This window comes from Pseudanabaena sp. PCC 6802, assembly GCF_000332175.1.
Lineage (GTDB): Bacteria > Cyanobacteriota > Cyanobacteriia > Pseudanabaenales > Pseudanabaenaceae > PCC-6802.
Window position 1 is genome coordinate 3,450,285 of the sequence record NZ_KB235914.1, and the last position, 15,841, is coordinate 3,466,125.

16 protein-coding genes and 1 tRNA gene are annotated in these 15,841 nt (G+C 49.2%); 9 read left to right on the forward strand and 8 right to left on the reverse strand.

Going from position 1 to position 15,841, the window contains the following annotated elements:
• Positions 1 to 54: 54 nt before the first annotated feature.
• Positions 55 to 1,974, reverse strand: a complete 1,920-nt coding sequence (locus tag PSE6802_RS0121805; protein WP_019502161.1) for a DNA-directed RNA polymerase subunit gamma — start codon at positions 1,972 to 1,974, stop codon at positions 55 to 57.
• A 144-nt stretch (positions 1,975 to 2,118) separates the two neighbouring features.
• Positions 2,119 to 5,421, reverse strand: coding sequence for a DNA-directed RNA polymerase subunit beta (rpoB, locus tag PSE6802_RS0121810; protein WP_019502162.1), 3,303 nt, complete (start codon positions 5,419 to 5,421; stop codon positions 2,119 to 2,121).
• A gap of 210 nt (positions 5,422 to 5,631) precedes the next feature.
• On the opposite strand from rpoB, the gene PSE6802_RS0121815 reads away from it, so the two are divergent.
• A tRNA-Arg gene (locus PSE6802_RS0121815) sits at positions 5,632 to 5,705 on the forward strand.
• A gap of 302 nt (positions 5,706 to 6,007) precedes the next feature.
• The gene (locus PSE6802_RS0121820; RefSeq protein WP_225902694.1) at positions 6,008 to 6,904 is read left to right on the forward strand and encodes a D-alanyl-D-alanine carboxypeptidase; all 897 of its coding nucleotides are present in this window, start codon (positions 6,008 to 6,010) and stop codon (positions 6,902 to 6,904) included.
• Positions 6,905 to 6,953: 49 nt separating this feature from the next.
• Here the strand turns inward: PSE6802_RS0121820 and PSE6802_RS0121825 are convergent, their stop codons facing one another.
• Both PSE6802_RS0121825 and PSE6802_RS0121830 read right to left on the reverse strand, forming a co-directional pair.
• Positions 6,954 to 7,163 carry a hypothetical protein gene (locus PSE6802_RS0121825; RefSeq protein WP_019502164.1) on the reverse strand — a complete coding sequence of 70 codons (210 nt, stop codon included), beginning with the start codon at positions 7,161 to 7,163 and terminating at the stop codon, positions 6,954 to 6,956.
• A 557-nt stretch (positions 7,164 to 7,720) separates the two neighbouring features.
• Positions 7,721 to 7,981 carry a hypothetical protein gene (locus PSE6802_RS0121830; RefSeq protein WP_156815618.1) on the reverse strand — a complete coding sequence of 87 codons (261 nt, stop codon included), beginning with the start codon at positions 7,979 to 7,981 and terminating at the stop codon, positions 7,721 to 7,723.
• 54 nt (positions 7,982 to 8,035) lie between these two features.
• Between PSE6802_RS0121830 and PSE6802_RS0121835 the strand changes: the two genes are divergently transcribed.
• The 3 genes from PSE6802_RS0121835 to PSE6802_RS33785 are packed head-to-tail and all read left to right on the forward strand — an operon-like array spanning position 8,036 to position 9,361.
• Positions 8,036 to 8,302, forward strand: coding sequence for a hypothetical protein (locus PSE6802_RS0121835; RefSeq protein ID WP_019502166.1), 267 nt, complete (start codon positions 8,036 to 8,038; stop codon positions 8,300 to 8,302).
• Complete coding sequence (prmC, locus tag PSE6802_RS0121840; RefSeq protein WP_026103471.1) at positions 8,254 to 9,162, forward strand: peptide chain release factor N(5)-glutamine methyltransferase; 909 nt, start codon at positions 8,254 to 8,256, stop codon at positions 9,160 to 9,162. The genes PSE6802_RS0121835 and prmC overlap by 49 nt, the downstream gene beginning before the upstream one ends.
• A 7-nt stretch (positions 9,163 to 9,169) precedes the next feature.
• Positions 9,170 to 9,361 (forward strand): hypothetical protein, encoded by a 192-nt coding sequence (locus PSE6802_RS33785; protein WP_156815619.1) that lies wholly within the window; start codon positions 9,170 to 9,172, stop codon positions 9,359 to 9,361.
• Positions 9,362 to 9,395: 34 nt separating this feature from the next.
• Here the strand turns inward: PSE6802_RS33785 and fusA are convergent, their stop codons facing one another.
• Positions 9,396 to 11,441 carry an elongation factor G gene (fusA, locus tag PSE6802_RS0121845; RefSeq protein ID WP_019502168.1) on the reverse strand — a complete coding sequence of 682 codons (2,046 nt, stop codon included), beginning with the start codon at positions 11,439 to 11,441 and terminating at the stop codon, positions 9,396 to 9,398.
• 455 nt (positions 11,442 to 11,896) lie between these two features.
• Here fusA and PSE6802_RS0121850 point away from each other — a divergent pair, with 455 nt between their 5' ends.
• Positions 11,897 to 12,289 carry a hypothetical protein gene (locus PSE6802_RS0121850; RefSeq protein ID WP_019502169.1) on the forward strand — a complete coding sequence of 131 codons (393 nt, stop codon included), beginning with the start codon at positions 11,897 to 11,899 and terminating at the stop codon, positions 12,287 to 12,289.
• Here PSE6802_RS0121850 and PSE6802_RS32200 read toward each other — a convergent pair.
• Positions 12,251 to 12,445, reverse strand: coding sequence for a hypothetical protein (locus tag PSE6802_RS32200; protein WP_071592313.1), 195 nt, complete (start codon positions 12,443 to 12,445; stop codon positions 12,251 to 12,253). The two genes, PSE6802_RS0121850 and PSE6802_RS32200, sit on opposite strands and share 39 nt — an antisense overlap.
• Positions 12,446 to 12,676: 231 nt before the next feature.
• On the opposite strand from PSE6802_RS32200, the gene PSE6802_RS0121855 reads away from it, so the two are divergent.
• Positions 12,677 to 13,168, forward strand: coding sequence for a host attachment protein (locus PSE6802_RS0121855; RefSeq protein WP_019502170.1), 492 nt, complete (start codon positions 12,677 to 12,679; stop codon positions 13,166 to 13,168).
• A 65-nt stretch (positions 13,169 to 13,233) separates the two neighbouring features.
• On the opposite strand, the gene PSE6802_RS0121860 is transcribed toward PSE6802_RS0121855, so the two are convergent.
• Positions 13,234 to 13,947 (reverse strand): hypothetical protein, encoded by a 714-nt coding sequence (locus tag PSE6802_RS0121860; RefSeq protein WP_019502171.1) that lies wholly within the window; start codon positions 13,945 to 13,947, stop codon positions 13,234 to 13,236.
• Positions 13,944 to 14,819, reverse strand: a complete 876-nt coding sequence (locus tag PSE6802_RS0121865; RefSeq protein WP_019502172.1) for an ABC transporter permease — start codon at positions 14,817 to 14,819, stop codon at positions 13,944 to 13,946. The genes PSE6802_RS0121860 and PSE6802_RS0121865 overlap by 4 nt, the downstream gene beginning before the upstream one ends.
• Before the next feature lie 129 nt (positions 14,820 to 14,948).
• Here PSE6802_RS0121865 and PSE6802_RS0121870 point away from each other — a divergent pair, with 129 nt between their 5' ends.
• Both PSE6802_RS0121870 and PSE6802_RS0121875 read left to right on the forward strand, forming a co-directional pair.
• Complete coding sequence (locus PSE6802_RS0121870) at positions 14,949 to 15,179, forward strand: hypothetical protein (RefSeq protein ID WP_019502173.1); 231 nt, start codon at positions 14,949 to 14,951, stop codon at positions 15,177 to 15,179.
• Positions 15,180 to 15,187: 8 nt separating this feature from the next.
• On the forward strand, positions 15,188 to 15,724 hold the full coding sequence (locus PSE6802_RS0121875; protein ID WP_019502174.1) for a hypothetical protein: 537 nt from the start codon (positions 15,188 to 15,190) through the stop codon (positions 15,722 to 15,724).
• Positions 15,725 to 15,841: the final 117 nt, after the last annotated feature.

Below are 15,841 nucleotides of genomic sequence, written 5' to 3' on the forward strand. Positions count from 1 at the left end.
GCTGCTTTGCGATTGATGGCGACTAAAACAAATAACGCCCGCTAACTAGCTGCCCTAACTGGCTAACGAATGATGAATTGCCTGATTAAAGATGATCCGACCGGGAGTAGTGAGAACGTATTGAGCCAATACGTTGCCATCGGAGTCTTCACGCACCCGTCGCGCCGGATAAACTCTGATCTTAAAGCCGCTTTCATCTACTTTCTCCTCGATTAAGTCATCCCCGTCAGCGCCTTCACCTTCGATTTCACCCTCAAAGCGCAGCCAAATTTGGGAATGCAAACTGACCAGGTTTTGCTCGTAGGCCATGATCGCATCGTCAAAGCTAGCAAAATAACGACCAGCACCGCGCTGTACCTCAGGATTATGGGCGGTGAGGTAGTAGCAGCCCAAAACCATATCCTGGCTGGGCGCGACGATGGGACGACCAGTGGCGGGGGAGAGGATGTTATTCGATGCTAACATCAGCAATCTGGCTTCCGCCTGGGCTTCTAGAGACAGAGGGACGTGTACTGCCATTTGGTCGCCGTCAAAGTCAGCGTTAAAAGCCGGACAAACTAAAGGATGCAGTTGGATCGCTCTTCCTTCTACTAAAATTGGCTCAAATGCCTGAATCCCAAGTCTGTGTAGTGTCGGTGCCCGATTCAGCATGACAGGGTGATCGCGAATGACATCTTCCAGTACGTCCCAGACGGTTGGATCGTTCCGTTGAATCAGCTTTTTAGCTGCCTTGATGTTATTGACCAGACCGGCACGAATCAGGCGGTTAATTACGAATGGCTGAAATAATTCGATCGCCATTTCTCTCGGCAACCCACACTGGTGAATCTTGAGGTTTGGCCCCACCACGATCACCGAACGACCGGAGTAGTCTACGCGCTTGCCGAGCAGGTTCTGACGGAAGCGTCCTTGCTTACCTTCAATAATGTCAGAGAGCGACTTTAGCGGGCGATTATTCGCTCCCACCACAGTCCGACCGCGCCTACCATTATCGATGAGGGCATCGACAGCCTCCTGCAACATGCGCTTTTCATTCCGCACGATAATTTCCGGTGCCAGAATCTCCTGCAATCGAGCAAGGCGGTTGTTACGGTTAATCACACGGCGATATAAATCGTTCAGGTCGCTGGTAGCAAAACGACCGCCATCTAACTGCACCATAGGACGCAAATCGGGAGGTATGACAGGAATTACATCCAGTACCATCCACTCTGGCTTAGAGCCAGTGGCAACAAAGTTATCGACAACGCGCAGGCGCTTAATTAGCTTCGCTCGCTTTTGTCCCTTAGAGTTGGCAATTTCCTCGCGCAGTCTTTCTGCTTCTTCTTCGAGGTTGATGTTGGATAGCATTTTTTGGACTGCCTCGGCCCCAATCATTGCCCAATCCTTTGGCAACTCCAGACCAGAGCCTTCCTCATAGCTCTTGTCTTCAATTTCCATGAACTGGTCTTCGTTCAACAGTTGCTTGTAGGTCAGAGGCGACTCGTTGGGCATCAAATGCTTTAGTGCCGGATCGGCAGCATTGCCCGGGTCTATGACCACGTAAGCATTGAAGTAGACGATCTGCTCCACATCGCGCAGTGGCATGTCTAATAGCGTTGCCATGTAACTGGGAATACCCTTGAGATACCAGACATGGGTGACGGGTGCCGCCAGTTTAATAAAGCCCATGCGATGGCGACGCACGCGAGACTCGGTTACCTCAACGCCGCAACGCTCGCAGACAATCCCGCGATGGCGGACGCGCTTGTACTTACCGCAGTGACATTCCCAATCTTTAGCGGGGCCAAAGATACGCTCGCAAAACAGGCCGTCCATCTCGGGCTTGAGGGTTCGGTAGTTAATGGTTTCAGGCTTGGTAACCTCACCTACTACCTGCATGTTGGGCAGAGTGCGCTCTCCCCATTGACGAATGCGCTCTGGCGATGCTAAACCGATCTTGACGTAATCAAACCGCTGTTCCACTTTTGTCATCAGTAAAACGTCCTAAAATTGTTTTATATGCTTTTGTTATGTGCGATCGATCGCGAGTTGCAAGCAGCTAATTACTGCGAACAGAAGCTAGCGCGAGCAAACTGACTCTAGTCGCTAGCTTCTTGTACTTAATCACCCTATGACTCAGTCGTCTTCAAAGTCCTCATCGTCTTCTCTATAGATAGATTCGTAGGTCGGGCGCGATGGCGTACGACGGGTACCGACATCAACCATTAGATCGACTTCAGTATCCTGATTGTTACCATCTTCGCGAGACTCTAGCTTGTGTACCGAGACATCCAGGCACAGAGACTGTAGCTCGCGTACCAATACCTTAAACGACTCGGGCGTACCAGGACGTGGGATGGCATGACCTTTGACGATCGCATTAAGTGCTTCATTACGTCCGGTCATATCATCGGATTTGACGGTTAGCAGTTCCTGCAGCGTGTAGGCAGCACCAAAGGCTTCCAGCGCCCACACTTCCATTTCGCCAAAGCGCTGACCGCCCTGCTGTGCCTTACCGCCCAAAGGTTGTTGCGTCACCAACGAGTAGGGTCCCGTAGAACGGGCGTGAATCTTATCGTCAACCAGGTGAACTAGCTTCAGCATGTAGGCTTTACCAACGGTGATGGGTTGATCGAATGGCTCCCCAGTACGCCCGTCAAATACCTGCAACTTACCTGGATTGACTGGATCGAACAACCAGTCGTCACCCGTCGCGCGCTGCGATTCTTTCAGCTTGGCATGTACCAGGGCGCGAGATGCCTCCTCGCCATACATTTCATCAAATGGCACCACTTTGAACCGCACGTCCAGGTTTTCGCCCGCCCAGGCTAATAGACACTCAAACACCTGCCCCACATTCATCCGTGAAGGTACGCCCAATGGGTTCAAGACAATATCAATTGGGGTGCCATCGGGGAGAAAAGGCATATCTTCCTTAGGCAAAATGCGGGAAATAATCCCCTTATTGCCGTGGCGGCCTGCCATTTTGTCGCCTACCTGGATTTTGCGCTTTTGGGCGACGTACACCCTTACCACCATATTGGCTCCAGGCGGCAGCTCGTCGCCCTGCTCGCGGGTAAAAATGCGCACGTCCACCACGCGTCCCTTTTCACCATTAGGTACGCGCAGGGAGTTGTCGCGCACATCTCGGGCTTTTTCACCGAAAATAGCGCGCAATAGCTTTTCTTCCGGCGGCTGATCCGATTCGCCTTTAGGAGTTACCTTGCCAACTAGAATGTCACCTGCTTCCACCCAAGCACCAGTGCGAATGATGCCCTGTTCGTCGAGTTGACGCAGCGAATCTTCGCTGACATTGGGAATTTCGCGGGTAATTTCCTCGGGACCTAGTTTGGTCTGACGCGCCTCAATTTCGTATTTTTCAATGTGAATGGAGGTATAAACGTCGTCGTAGACCAGACGCTCGTTGATCAAGATGGCATCTTCATAGTTGTAACCTTCCCAAGGCATGTAGGCAACCAGAATATTTTGCCCCAAAGCTAGCTCTCCACCCTCGGTAGCGGAGCCATCCGCCAGAATTTGACCTGGAATTACTTTATCGCCCACAAAAGCGATCGGACGTTGATTCAAACACGTGTCCTGATTAGATCGCTGGTACTTTTGCAGGTAATAGCGAGTTTCCGAACCATCTTCTGCTCGGACGCGAATTTCATCCGCCGAAACGTAGGTCACTTCGCCATCGGTGCGCGATACGATCACCATGCCTGAGTCGCGTGCTGCCTGTGCTTCTAAGCCAGTTCCTACTAGAGGACGCTCTGGTTTGAGCAGGGGCACTGCCTGGCGTTGCATGTTAGATCCCATCAGGGCGCGGTTAGCGTCATCGTGTTCGAGAAAAGGAATCAAAGAAGTCGCCACCGAAATAATTTGCACGGGCGATACTGCTACGTAGTCAACTTCGTCCGGTGCTGCCGTGCCAAATTCCTGCCGATATCTTACCGGGACAAGCTCGCTGGTAATCGTTCCTGCCTCATCCATCGAGATGTCACCGGGGGCGACGCGAAATTCATCTTCCTCATCGGCAGTCATGTAAACCGGAGCCAAATCGCGTCGCACGCGACCGTTGTCAACTGGATAGTAGGGTGTTTCGATAAAACCATACTGGTTGACCCGCGCGTGGGTGGCAAGGGAACCGATCAAGCCAGCATTAGGTCCTTCTGGCGTTTCAATCGGGCAAACGCGACCGTAGTGGCTGGGGTGAATGTCGCGCACGGCAAAGCCAGCCCGCTCGCGGGTGAGACCGCCAGGACCTAGGGCGCTGAGACGGCGTTTGTGAGTTAGTTCTGCCAATGGATTGGTTTGATCCATGAACTGAGATAGTTGGCTGGAGCCAAAAAATTCCTTAATCGCTGCCACTAGAGGTTTCGGGTTAACCAGAGAAGCTGGAGTGAGGGCATCAGCATCGGAAACCGTCATGCGCTCGCGAATGATGCGCTCCAGGCGATTTAGACCCACGCGCACCTGGTTTTGCAATAGTTCGCCCACGGAACGCACGCGACGGTTACCCAGATGGTCGATGTCATCGGTTTGCCCAACATCAAATTCCAGGTTGATCAGGTAGTTAATCGCTGCCAGAATATCTTCTGGAGTAAGGACGCGCGTAGTTTCTGGTACGGTCAAGCGCAGTTTTTTGTTTAGCTTGTAGCGACCAACTCGACCGAGATCGTAGCGCTTTGGATCGAAAAAGCGAGACTCCAGGAGTTGCTGACCGCCAGTGACGGTCGGAGGCTCTCCAGGTCTGAGCTTGCGATACAACTCCATCAGGGCTTCTTCTTCGCCAAATTGCCCTTCCTTTTCAATTGTCTTCTGGAAGTATTCGGGGTGACGTAGGGAGTCAAAGATTTCCGCATCGCTCAACCCTAATGCTTTCAGCAGGATCTGAGCTGATAGCTTGCGCGTCTTGTCAATGCGCACCCACACCAGGTCATTTTTATCGGTTTCAAACTTAAGCCATGCTCCACGGTTAGGTATGAGACTAGCGTTGTAGGTGCGACGACTATTCTTATCGGTCTCCGATTTGTAGTAAACCCCAGGACTGCGGACAATTTGGTTAACAATGACCCGCTCGGCACCATTAATGATAAACGTACCCCGATCTGTCATCAGGGGAAGGTCGCCAATAAAGACTTCTTGCTCTTTGATTTCTCCGGTTTCTTTATTAATTAGACGGGTGGGCACGTACATTTGGACTGCATAGGTGGCATCCCGCCGTTTTGCTTCATCAACCGCGTATTTAGGGCTTTTAAGCTTGTAATCTTTACCAACAAAATGCAACTCCATTTTGCCGGTATAGTCAGTGATTGGCGAAAAACTACTCAGTTCCTCAATCAAACCCTCTTCTAGGAACCATCGGAAACTCTCCCGCTGAATTTCTACTAAGTCTGGTAGAGCAAAAGCAGGAGTTATGGGTGTTGGTTTGTTCATGCACTAATGACTGCAGTTCTAGTGACAAAATGTATCTCGCCTAGCAAGACATAAGCATTCAATCATATCCGAGTTATTCTTTCTGTGTCAATATTAATTCAGTGGATTAAGCGGATTAAGTATAAATACTAGATCGGATCGCGATGCAGGCTTTGGTTTGCGATCGCCTTTGCAATAGATCTATACTTAATTAGGTCTGCAAGGTTTTATGGGGCTGTGGCTCAGTTGGATAGAGCAAGCGCCTCCTAAGCGCTAGGTCGGCGGTTCAAATCCGCCCAGTCCCGTTCGATATAGCTGTCGCCACCAGGTTGTAGGAGGGGGTGCAGCCAGTTTGTCACAAATTTAGCAGTTAAATAAGTTTTCTAACCTTAATCTTAAATTTTATGTACTTAAGGCTTTAAACTTAACATTGAGCTGTGGCAAGGCTAGGAGTACTGCGAATATTGACTGAGATTTCACAAGCAATTCTAGAAAAAATTTCATTGGTACTGGTAATGATTATCATTCTCGAAGTTATAGTTGCTGACAACAAACCAAAATTTCCTAAATTTCCTACAAGAGGTTTTAGTTAGGGGGAGCGGGTAAAGTGCTGAGACTGAGAAAATTTGGCATAAAAAATTGGCTGTACAGGATCGCGATCGCGCTAACAGCCATGCTGGTTGCGGTGGGCTGGAGTCACTGGAGTAAAGATTCTGCCATCGCGCAAGTAGCCCTAAAGCGTACTGAAGTTAATTCTCCCGAACTGGTTGCAGTTAGATCCGGTTTCTGTCAAAGCTCTTTGGAAGCAGCGATCGAATCAATTATTGGGAGTCCGGAGTTTACAAGAGCTCGATGGGGAATTCAAATTGAACCGCTATCCGACCCTACTGTACTCTATAGCCACAATGGCGATCTCCCCCTAATTCCAGCTTCTAATGTCAAACTGTTGACCACAGCGGCAGCGTTACGGATTATCGACATTCGCACTCCTCAGGATCTTTCGACTGTGGATAATTTGGTTACGGAGATCAATCGCGAGAGTGACAATGAATTAGCTGACTACCTACTACGTCATATCGGTGGTCGAAACGTGGTTAAGCAGCTTCTGGCTTCCATAGGGGTAAGTGCAAATAGCTACGAGCAGGTGGATGGCTCTGGCTTATCTCGCAGCAACCGAGCCGAACCATCCACCTTCATAGCGCTGTTGAAAGCGATGCACGCTCAGAACTTATACAGTGGGATGTTTTACCACTCTTTGTCTGTAGCGGGAGTAAATGGAACCTTGCGAAATCGCTTTCGGAATACCTTCATTCAAGGCAGAGTCCATGCTAAGACAGGAACCTTGAACGGGGTGAGAGCGTTATCCGGCTATTTAGACAATCTCGACTACGGCGCGCTCGCTTTTAGTATTATGGTCAACCAGCCCGGACAGTCTGGGCAAGTAATGGTAGATGCGATCGATCGAATAGTCCTCAATGCCGCCCAGGTAAGTCGTTGTAGTTAGCTGCCTAGTCCTTTTACAGCGTCTTGTGTATTTGCGCCATGCCATAACACTACTTTTCGCTTAATTTGCGCCACCGTTTAAGTCCCAGATATATAACCGTCCAGGCTAGGCAGACAGGGGAAAGCCATTGCAGGTCTGGCAAAGGCAAGCCAAAATTGGGTAGAGCCAGGACAAGCAAATCGTCAACAAAACTGAGGGCAATGGGTAGAGCCTTTTCAACTAGATCTTCTACTACAAAAACTTCAAAGAAGGGTTCCATTTTGCCACATCCTCTAATAGATGTATTTGCTGACTTACAAACTGCTATGTAACAATTAGACTCTGTTAGTCTGAGGTTATCCTGAGAGAAAAATGAGCGTCCTGTAAACTTTACATGTAATCTTGCTTAAGACAGATAGATGATTGTCCAGTATGATTGTTGCTCTAACGTTAAATTACCCCTTACAAGCACTGGAACACTTCACCTTTTTTGACTAACCGCTAGGGTGATTTCCATTTCACCCGCATTGTCAAATTACCGTTGTTGCGTTATAGCGTTTTCACTTGAGAACAGGTTTTATTTTTGGGGTGAAGGGGTAGAACCACTTCTTGGGGGCAACGCCCCCAAACCCCCTACTCTTACCGATCTGAAAAGCGCTATAAACATTGGATTTCGATCGGGTTCAGCTTGGTACGACTGTACTGATAATCAGGAGAGCTGCTGTCGAGATCAGGCAATATTCAACTGTGAACAGAAAGCTTTTGTAGATACTCATGGTCGATCGCAGAATTAATAAAGTATCCGAATCAGGTTAATAGTTGAGCGAGTAGTTAACTTTAGCGAGCAGTTAAAGCGCTAGTTGCCAGCAAAGCAAAGAGGGACACACCATAGAGTTTGAAAATAAAATTAGCAATCTTGTAAATACTCATATCAAATTCCTCTCTCTCATCTGCACTAAATCTAACCTGGCTGCACTTACTAACCAGCGATCGCGATCGCCCCCACTTGTGATTTCGATCGCAGGTGAATTTCCAGCAGATTTTGTTGCCGCTAAAGCTCAAGTCAAGCTTGCCGCCATTCCCCGCCAATCGTGCCAACCCCGAACATAATGTTAAGCTAGTGCACGTAATGTAAGCATACCCACAAAAACTATGTCTACAGACAACAAATACATTTCTTCCGAGCACTATCGCCAAATGCTAGTGCGCGATGGCGATCGCCGCTTCCAAGAATGGCACAGCAAATTTCTGCAATATCAACAGGAATTTATCAACCGCCCCCGCGTTGAGTCCGGCAAGGTTGACATGCCTAGAGATTCCGAAGCATACCGCCAGATGCTAGTGCGCGATGGCGATCGCCGTTACCGCGAATGGCATACCAAATTCCTGCAATCGCAAAAGGAGTTTTTGAATCGCTAGTGGAGTTCTGGCAGTGGTACGAGCGATCTCGCCAGGCGGCAATCGCAGCCAACATTGACAGTCTTGAACTGGACTGGTTGCTAGAGCGAGTGGCTGGTATTGATAAGCTGGCTCTGCGCTTAAGGCAGATAGAGCCGGATGTGTCCGTGCAATTAAAATTAGATAGCTTATGGCAGCAACGTTTGTGCGATCGCTTACCCGTGCAATATTTAGCAGGTGAAACGACCTGGCGCGATTTAGATTTATACGTCACCCCAGCCGTTCTGATTCCACGTCCCGAAACCGAGCTGTTAATCGATTTAGCGTGGGATTATTGCGATCGCACTAAGGCCGATACAGGTGAGTGGGTCGATTTGGGTACGGGTAGCGGCGCGATCGCGCTTGGCTTAGCAAAGGCTTTACCAAAAGCAAATATTCATGCCGTCGATCGCAGTGCCGAAGCATTGGCGATCGCCAAACAAAATGCCTTGAGACATGGTTTGGAGAGTCAGATTAGGTTTTATCAGGGTAATTGGTTTGAGCCTTTAGAAGCAATTAGGGGCAAAGTCGCGGGTATGGTCTCCAATCCCCCTTACATTCCCACTGCAGAGGTCGAGCAACTGCAACCGGAGGTAAGAGATTGCGAGCCGCGCCTTGCCCTTGATGGCGGTAGTGACGGTCTGGAGGCAATTAGATATCTCATCGCTACAGCACCCTTTTATCTGGCGATCGGAGGATATTGGATTGTGGAAGTCATGGTAGGGCAAGCCCCCACCGTAGCAGAGATGCTTGCGCGATCTGGTTTATACGCGCAAATCGAGATTCACCAGGATCGATCCGGCATAGAGCGGTTTGTGGCAGCGATAGTATCGGTAAGATAAGATCGCTTTGCTGCAAGCAATCTCCACACCAAATCCAGTTCTGCACCATCTTCAAAACGATCCTGACGAATTTACCGTCGATCGCTTTAGGGAGCGACTTCAGAAGGTAGTAGAGTTTAAGTCGCAGAGAAATACTCAAATGCTACAATCTAACAGTAGTAACAAATCCACGTTCATTACCCTAATATTGCCTGTATGAAGGCTGCTTTAGCGCGTCATTGAAAAACGCTATATTACCGCAATTGGCTCATGAGGTTTTCGGGAAGCTGGCGATACTCGGCAAACTCCATTGTGAAAGTTGCCATCCCTTGCGAAAGCGATCGCAATTCTGTAGCATAGCCAAACATCTCTGCTAGCGGCACTTCAGCGCGGACGATCGTGTAATGGTTCCTGGTTTCCGTACCCAGTAACAAGGCGCGGCGAGATAAGAGTTTCCCCTGAATCTTGCCCCAAAACTCGCTTGGTGTCTCTACTTCTAGTAGCATCATTGGTTCTAAAATCGTTGGTTTGGCGCGAGCGAAGCCTTGCTCGAAGCCTTGCCTGGCAGCATAACGGAATGCTATCTCAGAAGAATCAATAGCATGGTAAGAACCTCCTGAAAGGATGACTTTGACACCGACGATCGGATAGCCTTTAAGCCATCCTGTTTTCAAGGCATCGCGGCATCCCTGTTCGCAAGCAGGAACGAACTGTGCCGGAATCGCACCGCCACTAATGCGGTTCTCAAACAGAAATGGTTCCGTGCAGGGTTCCAAACTGCCTACAACGTGGGCGTACTGTCCTGCACCGCCCGTTTGCTTCTTGAACGTGTAGTCAAACCCCGATTTGCCAGTAATCGTTTCTCGATAGGCAACCGCAGGCGCGCTGACATAGGCTTCCGCGTGATATTCCCGCTTCATGCGCTCCAAGTAGATATCTAAATGCAGCTCGCCCATACCTGCCATCAAGGTTTTATGCGACTCCGGATCGGTACTGACATGCAAAGTGGGATCTTCCCGCTCGAATCGGTGCAATGCCTTCGAGATGCGATCGATATCCTCCCGACTCTTTGGCGTAATCGCAATGGAGATTACTGGCTCCGGTACGAATATGCCTTCGAGCGCAAGGTTGGTTCCTACGGAACACAGCGTATCGCCAGAGGCGCAGTTAACTCCTACCAATCCGACAATTTCCCCTGCTGAGGCGAACTCAAGTTCCTGTCGTTTATCGACTTCAATTCGCACCAGGCGGTTGACGCGCACCGTTTTCTTGGTGCGGCTATTGAAGAGGCGATCGCCGCGATGTAGGGTCCCGGCATAGAGGCGCGTGTAGGTAAGCTGTCCGAACTCATCTTCAATGAGTTTGAATGCTAGCGCTACAAACGGATCGGATGGTTCGGGAGAAATCTGCACTTCCCGTGCCATAGCGACATCAGTGGCTGTCACGGCTTCCCGTTCGAGTGGAGATGGCAAGTAGAGCGCGATCGCGTCGAGTAAGTTCTGGATGCCCTTATTTTTAAAGGCCGATCCCATCAGGACTGGTACAAATTCGCGACTTAGAGTCAACTGGCGAATGGTGTCCCAGATCGTTTGCTTGGGAATTTCGAGACCATCGAGCAGCTTCGCCATCATCTCTTCTGAGTGAATGGATATGCGATCGAGCAGTCGATCTCGGGCTGCTTGCGCTTCTACCTGTAAATGTGGGGGAATGGACTGGCTCAGAACGCGCTCGCCATTCTCCCCTTCAAAGTAGTTGGCAGTCATTTCGATTAGATCGATAACTCCCACAAATTTATCCTCCATCCCAATGGGATATTGCAGGAGGATGGGATTGAGATCGAGTTTCTCCTTGAGAGTATCGAACACGCGGAAGGGATCGGCTCCCACTCGATCCAGTTTGTTAATAAATACCAATCGCGGTACCTGATAGCGTCGCATCTGCCGATCCACCGTATAGGTTTGAGACTGCACGCCTGCTACTCCATCCAGCACCATAATTGCGCCATCCAGAACGCGCAGCGATCGCTCGACTTCAATTGTAAAATCTACGTGACCCGGAGTGTCGATCAGGTTAATTTGCGTGTCTTTCCAGAAACAGGTAATTGCCGCCGAAGTGATAGTAATGCCCTTTTCGCGCTCCAATTCCATGTAGTCCATCGTGGCACCATCGCCATCGCCCCCGACCTCTTCGATTTTGTGGATCTTACCCGTGTAGAAAAGGATGCGCTCGGAAATCGTCGTCTTCCCAGCGTCGATGTGTGCGGAAATCCCTATGTTGCGTATTTTATCCCGAGGAGTCATGGCAGGCAGTTAGTCTGAGCTTAATTATCCACATGGTACTACCCACAAGCGTACTTGCTACCTGTACGGGTTACCTCTCTGTCGTTTTTCTGGCTTTGCAACGATCTGTAATTAGTCGGCTATCATATGTAATGGACGTACGTTCGTTAAAAATATCGTATGTTGAAATTATTTTAATTTATAATCTCACCTTACGCGGAAGATCCCGAAATCCTCACCCCTAGCCCCTCTCCCTCAGGGAGAGGGAAAACCAGAGCGGGGGCTACGCCCCTGCGACCCTTATTTATAGAGGGTACGTATAGGTTAAAGGAGATAAGGATTCCGCGTAACATCAGCTATTTAATCGTGCTATTTCACTGCTGCTACTGAATCGCTGGGATGAGGGAATCGTAGCACTAATAGATGCGTTCAATCACCACGGTCATGGAGAAGAATTAGCCCCTGAGGGTATCGAGTTGATTCTCCATAATCTATTCGGGATTCAGCAAGATAAAGCAATTTGGTTAGATCGGATAAAAGAAATCATTGCTCGGACGTGGTTAGAGATATGGCAAGAGTTAGTAGGCGATCGCCGCGAATTTCAAATCCCTTTACGCCTTCTCAATGCTGCCGTGCGCTACCGAGAAACAAAAGGCGTTAGCGAAGCTCCTACGAAGGAGGCTCGCCGTGTTTTGCTTGAGCTTCCCGTCGAAGAACGCAACCTGTTGCAGTCCCTATTAGAGGTTGGAGATAACCAATCTGAATTCCAGCCAAGCAAAAACAAAATAAGTGGGAAAATTTTAAGTTTTATGAGCGATCCGAATCGCTGTCTAAACAACCTTGTTCAAATTTTCTCTCCTTGTTTCTAGCCGCTTCATCTTTTGTTCGCGAATATGCTTATCTAATCCAGCCTGTACTTCTTCTAATTGAAACCCAAATTCTTGCAGGTCTAAAACGCCTTGACGCAAATTCTTCAACAAAAGTTTTCTAGTTTCTTCGTCAGGAATACGAGATTTTTCATTCATGATAAGTTTCACTCTATTTTGCCATATGGCCTTTTTAGACTGCGTAAGCAATGGTCTCACAAAGTGGCTTGGCGATCGCCCGCGCTCGATCTCTCGAATAGCGCGATCGCTGACCAGTCTCCGCAAAGCATAAGATCCGCGAAATTTTAAGCTTTATGAGCGATCCGATCCTGGTCAGGCAAGGTTTGGTAGGATCTAAAGTAAGGCAATGAGCCTTTTAGGGGGTACGTTATGAGTAAGTACTTAGTTGCTGCAATCGATGGTACTAAAGCCCGTTTCTTAACTCTGGAAAATGGTGAGTTAGGTGCGCCCGGTCCCCATCCTGTCGAGCATGAAGGGTTGGTCAGCCCTGCTAAAGCAATGCAAGGGCAAGAGCTGTGGTCGAGTTCTAAAACCGGACGCAACCGAGGAGTTAGCGGTCAAGCCCACAGCTACGACGATCGCCGCGAACACCACACGATTGAGTTTGAACGGCGGTTTGCCCATGCGATCGCCACCAGAATTGTCGATTTAGTCCAAACCCACCGCACTGAGCAACTGCTCCTGGTTGCCGAACCGCAAATTTTGGGTTTGATGCGAGAAGCCCTAGCGCCCGCACTACCCAAACACCTCAAGATGAGCGAACTTGCTAAGGATCTTTGCCACTTCAAACCCCACGAACTGCACGAATATCTCGCGAGTAGGGAGTTACTGCCCGCATATAAAAAAGCTGGCGCTACCTAGCGATTCGGTAACCCTTTGAAGAGATAATTTGACGATCGCTTTTATCCCAATTCTTCAAAATCAAATTAGGGCGATCGCCGCTTGCGTGGTTTGGGTAATACTGCACTGAGTGGAATGTCATCGCTTAGTAAATAGGTGACAAATTTACCGCTTAATTGCAGTGATTTTGATAAAAGCGATCGCGCTGTTGTATTACTCTCATGAATCTCCAATATTTTATTTTTCAGTAATGGAGCTTTAGGCTGCAAAGTATTTCTCGACGCGCGCCATTCTAGATCGGAGCGACAAAAAAGGCGTAATGCCAGATCGACGGTGGGTTGGCGGCAATTATCATCATCGCCGTTCAAGAAGGCATAGAGCTTCTCATAGCGGCGACTGATTTCGGGTGCTAGGCAAAGAATTATCAGATCGCGTTCAAATTTGCCCAGGCCTAATTGCTGGCAGAGTGTAGGTGCGTTGAGAACGATACCATGTTCGATGCTGGCGGCAATGCGATCGCCATACCGCCCCAAGGGATGGCCGTAAACTTGAGCGTTGGTCTGCATATTCAGGTCATTGCTAACCTGGCTACCGCCCTTAGCCGGATCGAGGTTGATAAAACCTTGCCACCAATGGCTGGTTGCCTTGTCAGCAGCCGAACGGGCAACGCGACTAACTTCGCGATCGGATTGACGATGTTTCGCCATTGCCCGCATCAGCACGCGGTCTAGCCAAGCTAACTCAGCCTTTAAATAACTCCAGTTATCCTGAAACAGAGCTACCTTAGGCTCTACTTTCATGCCACGCCTCGCCGCAATACTCCTCGAATCGCCATACCCACGATCGCAGCAAATGCGGCTAGGGCACCGATCGCGCCCAGGATAGTCATATCTCCCCAAGGGGCTTCTAACACCACGCTCTGCCAGCTCCAGTCACTATGCCCGTAGACGTATCGAATTGGCGCGATCGCAAATGAAAGCGGATTTAAACTCGCGATCCATTGCAACCAGGCGGGCATAAATGAAAGCGGCGCTAGAGCAATGCTGGAGAAAATGAGCGGTAAATTCACCAGAAAAATAAATGCTAGCAGCTCTTGATGCCCTGGCATCGCAAAGGCCAACCCAAGGCTCAGCATGGTAAACCCAAACACCAGCAGGGCGATCGCTAATGTAGCGACACCTAAGCCAGCTAAATTCGGCAATCCTGCCCCCATCAACGCACTGACAGCAATAATTGCTATGGTTTGAACGGCACTGGTGGCAATAATAAATATCGCCGATGCCAGCACGATCGAGAATCTGGATGCGAGCGGAGCCACCAGGATGCGATTGAGAAAGCCAAATTCCCGGTCAAATAGAACGGGTAGGCCAGAATTCAAGGCGCTACTAAAGGCAGTAAATACAATGATGCCAGCCGCCAGGAATTTGATATATGTCTGACCGTCGCCAAGCAAACCCTCTGGCGCATAGCGAAATAGCGCGCCAAATAAGATCAACCACATCAGCGGCTGGATTACTCCTGCAATCAAGGTTGTAGGGCGGCGACGCAGTTGAATAAACAAGCGTTTTGTGAGGGCAAAGGTCTCCTGGCGAAATTCGGCAGAAAATAAGCTGGGTTGGGCTGTGCGATCGCCTCCAGGAATTTCGGTCAAGGTTGGTGAAATCTGAGTCATCACACACTAAGATTGGTTTACGATGAGTATTACGATGAATATTGAATATTCTAGCCCACACTTTAGCCCGTACTGCCAAGGGCATTGTTAACCACTGCACCCGCTAACTAGCCGCGCAAAAACAAAAATATGGCAATCAGCAATCGCAAGCTCTCATGCTCTTTACCGCATCATCTTTACAATCAGTTCAAGGCATGGAAAGTCAAGCAGGGGATTGCTACTGATAGTAAAGCGCTGATCGAAATCGTAGAGCAATTTTTAAGTTTTACTCCACCAGACAGCAATCCTGGCAGCGAACTTAACGGCGAGTATGCGACTAAAGCCGAGGTACGGTTACTCATGGGAAAATTAATGCCCTGAGTGAAAAGTTGGAGGCATTCACCCAGGGCGATCGCAAGTTAGCCGACAATAAAGTTAACGGCACTGAACTCCCACCCCAACCTGAAGATAGCTCTAAACAAAACGCTGACACTTCTCATTCTAAAGATTCTGCCAATCCATCTCACGATCGAGATGATGACAACAGGGAACTAGATAGCGATCGCCAAGTGCATGACGAAGGTACTCAATCTTCTACTGCTGAAGCCACCGATATCCCAGCAGATAAAGCTCCAGAACCAGAAGCGCCATCGCCAATTGCATGGCAAGTATGGACTTATCTGGAAAGGCATCGCAAAGATACGCTCCAATGCATCGGCACTTTTGATTCGGAATGGAAGGCGCAAAGATTTATCGCCGATGCCGAACGCCAGAATAGGAACCATTTGCGCGTTCACTATGAAATTCATCCCCTTTTAGAATTAGACGAGGAAGAATCGCGTAATGGTACGAGCGATGACACGGGTGATGCGGAAGTGATAACCGATGCGATCGACGTAGAAATAATGTCCGATAGTGGTGCCTAAGGGGGGCGGCACCCTTGCGATCCTTTAATGTGGAGTTACCCCCAGGTTAGGAAAGATTATGGTTCCCCAGCATCGGCGTTATTGAGAAAAGATTAAGATTTGCTGTTTTCCTGGCTA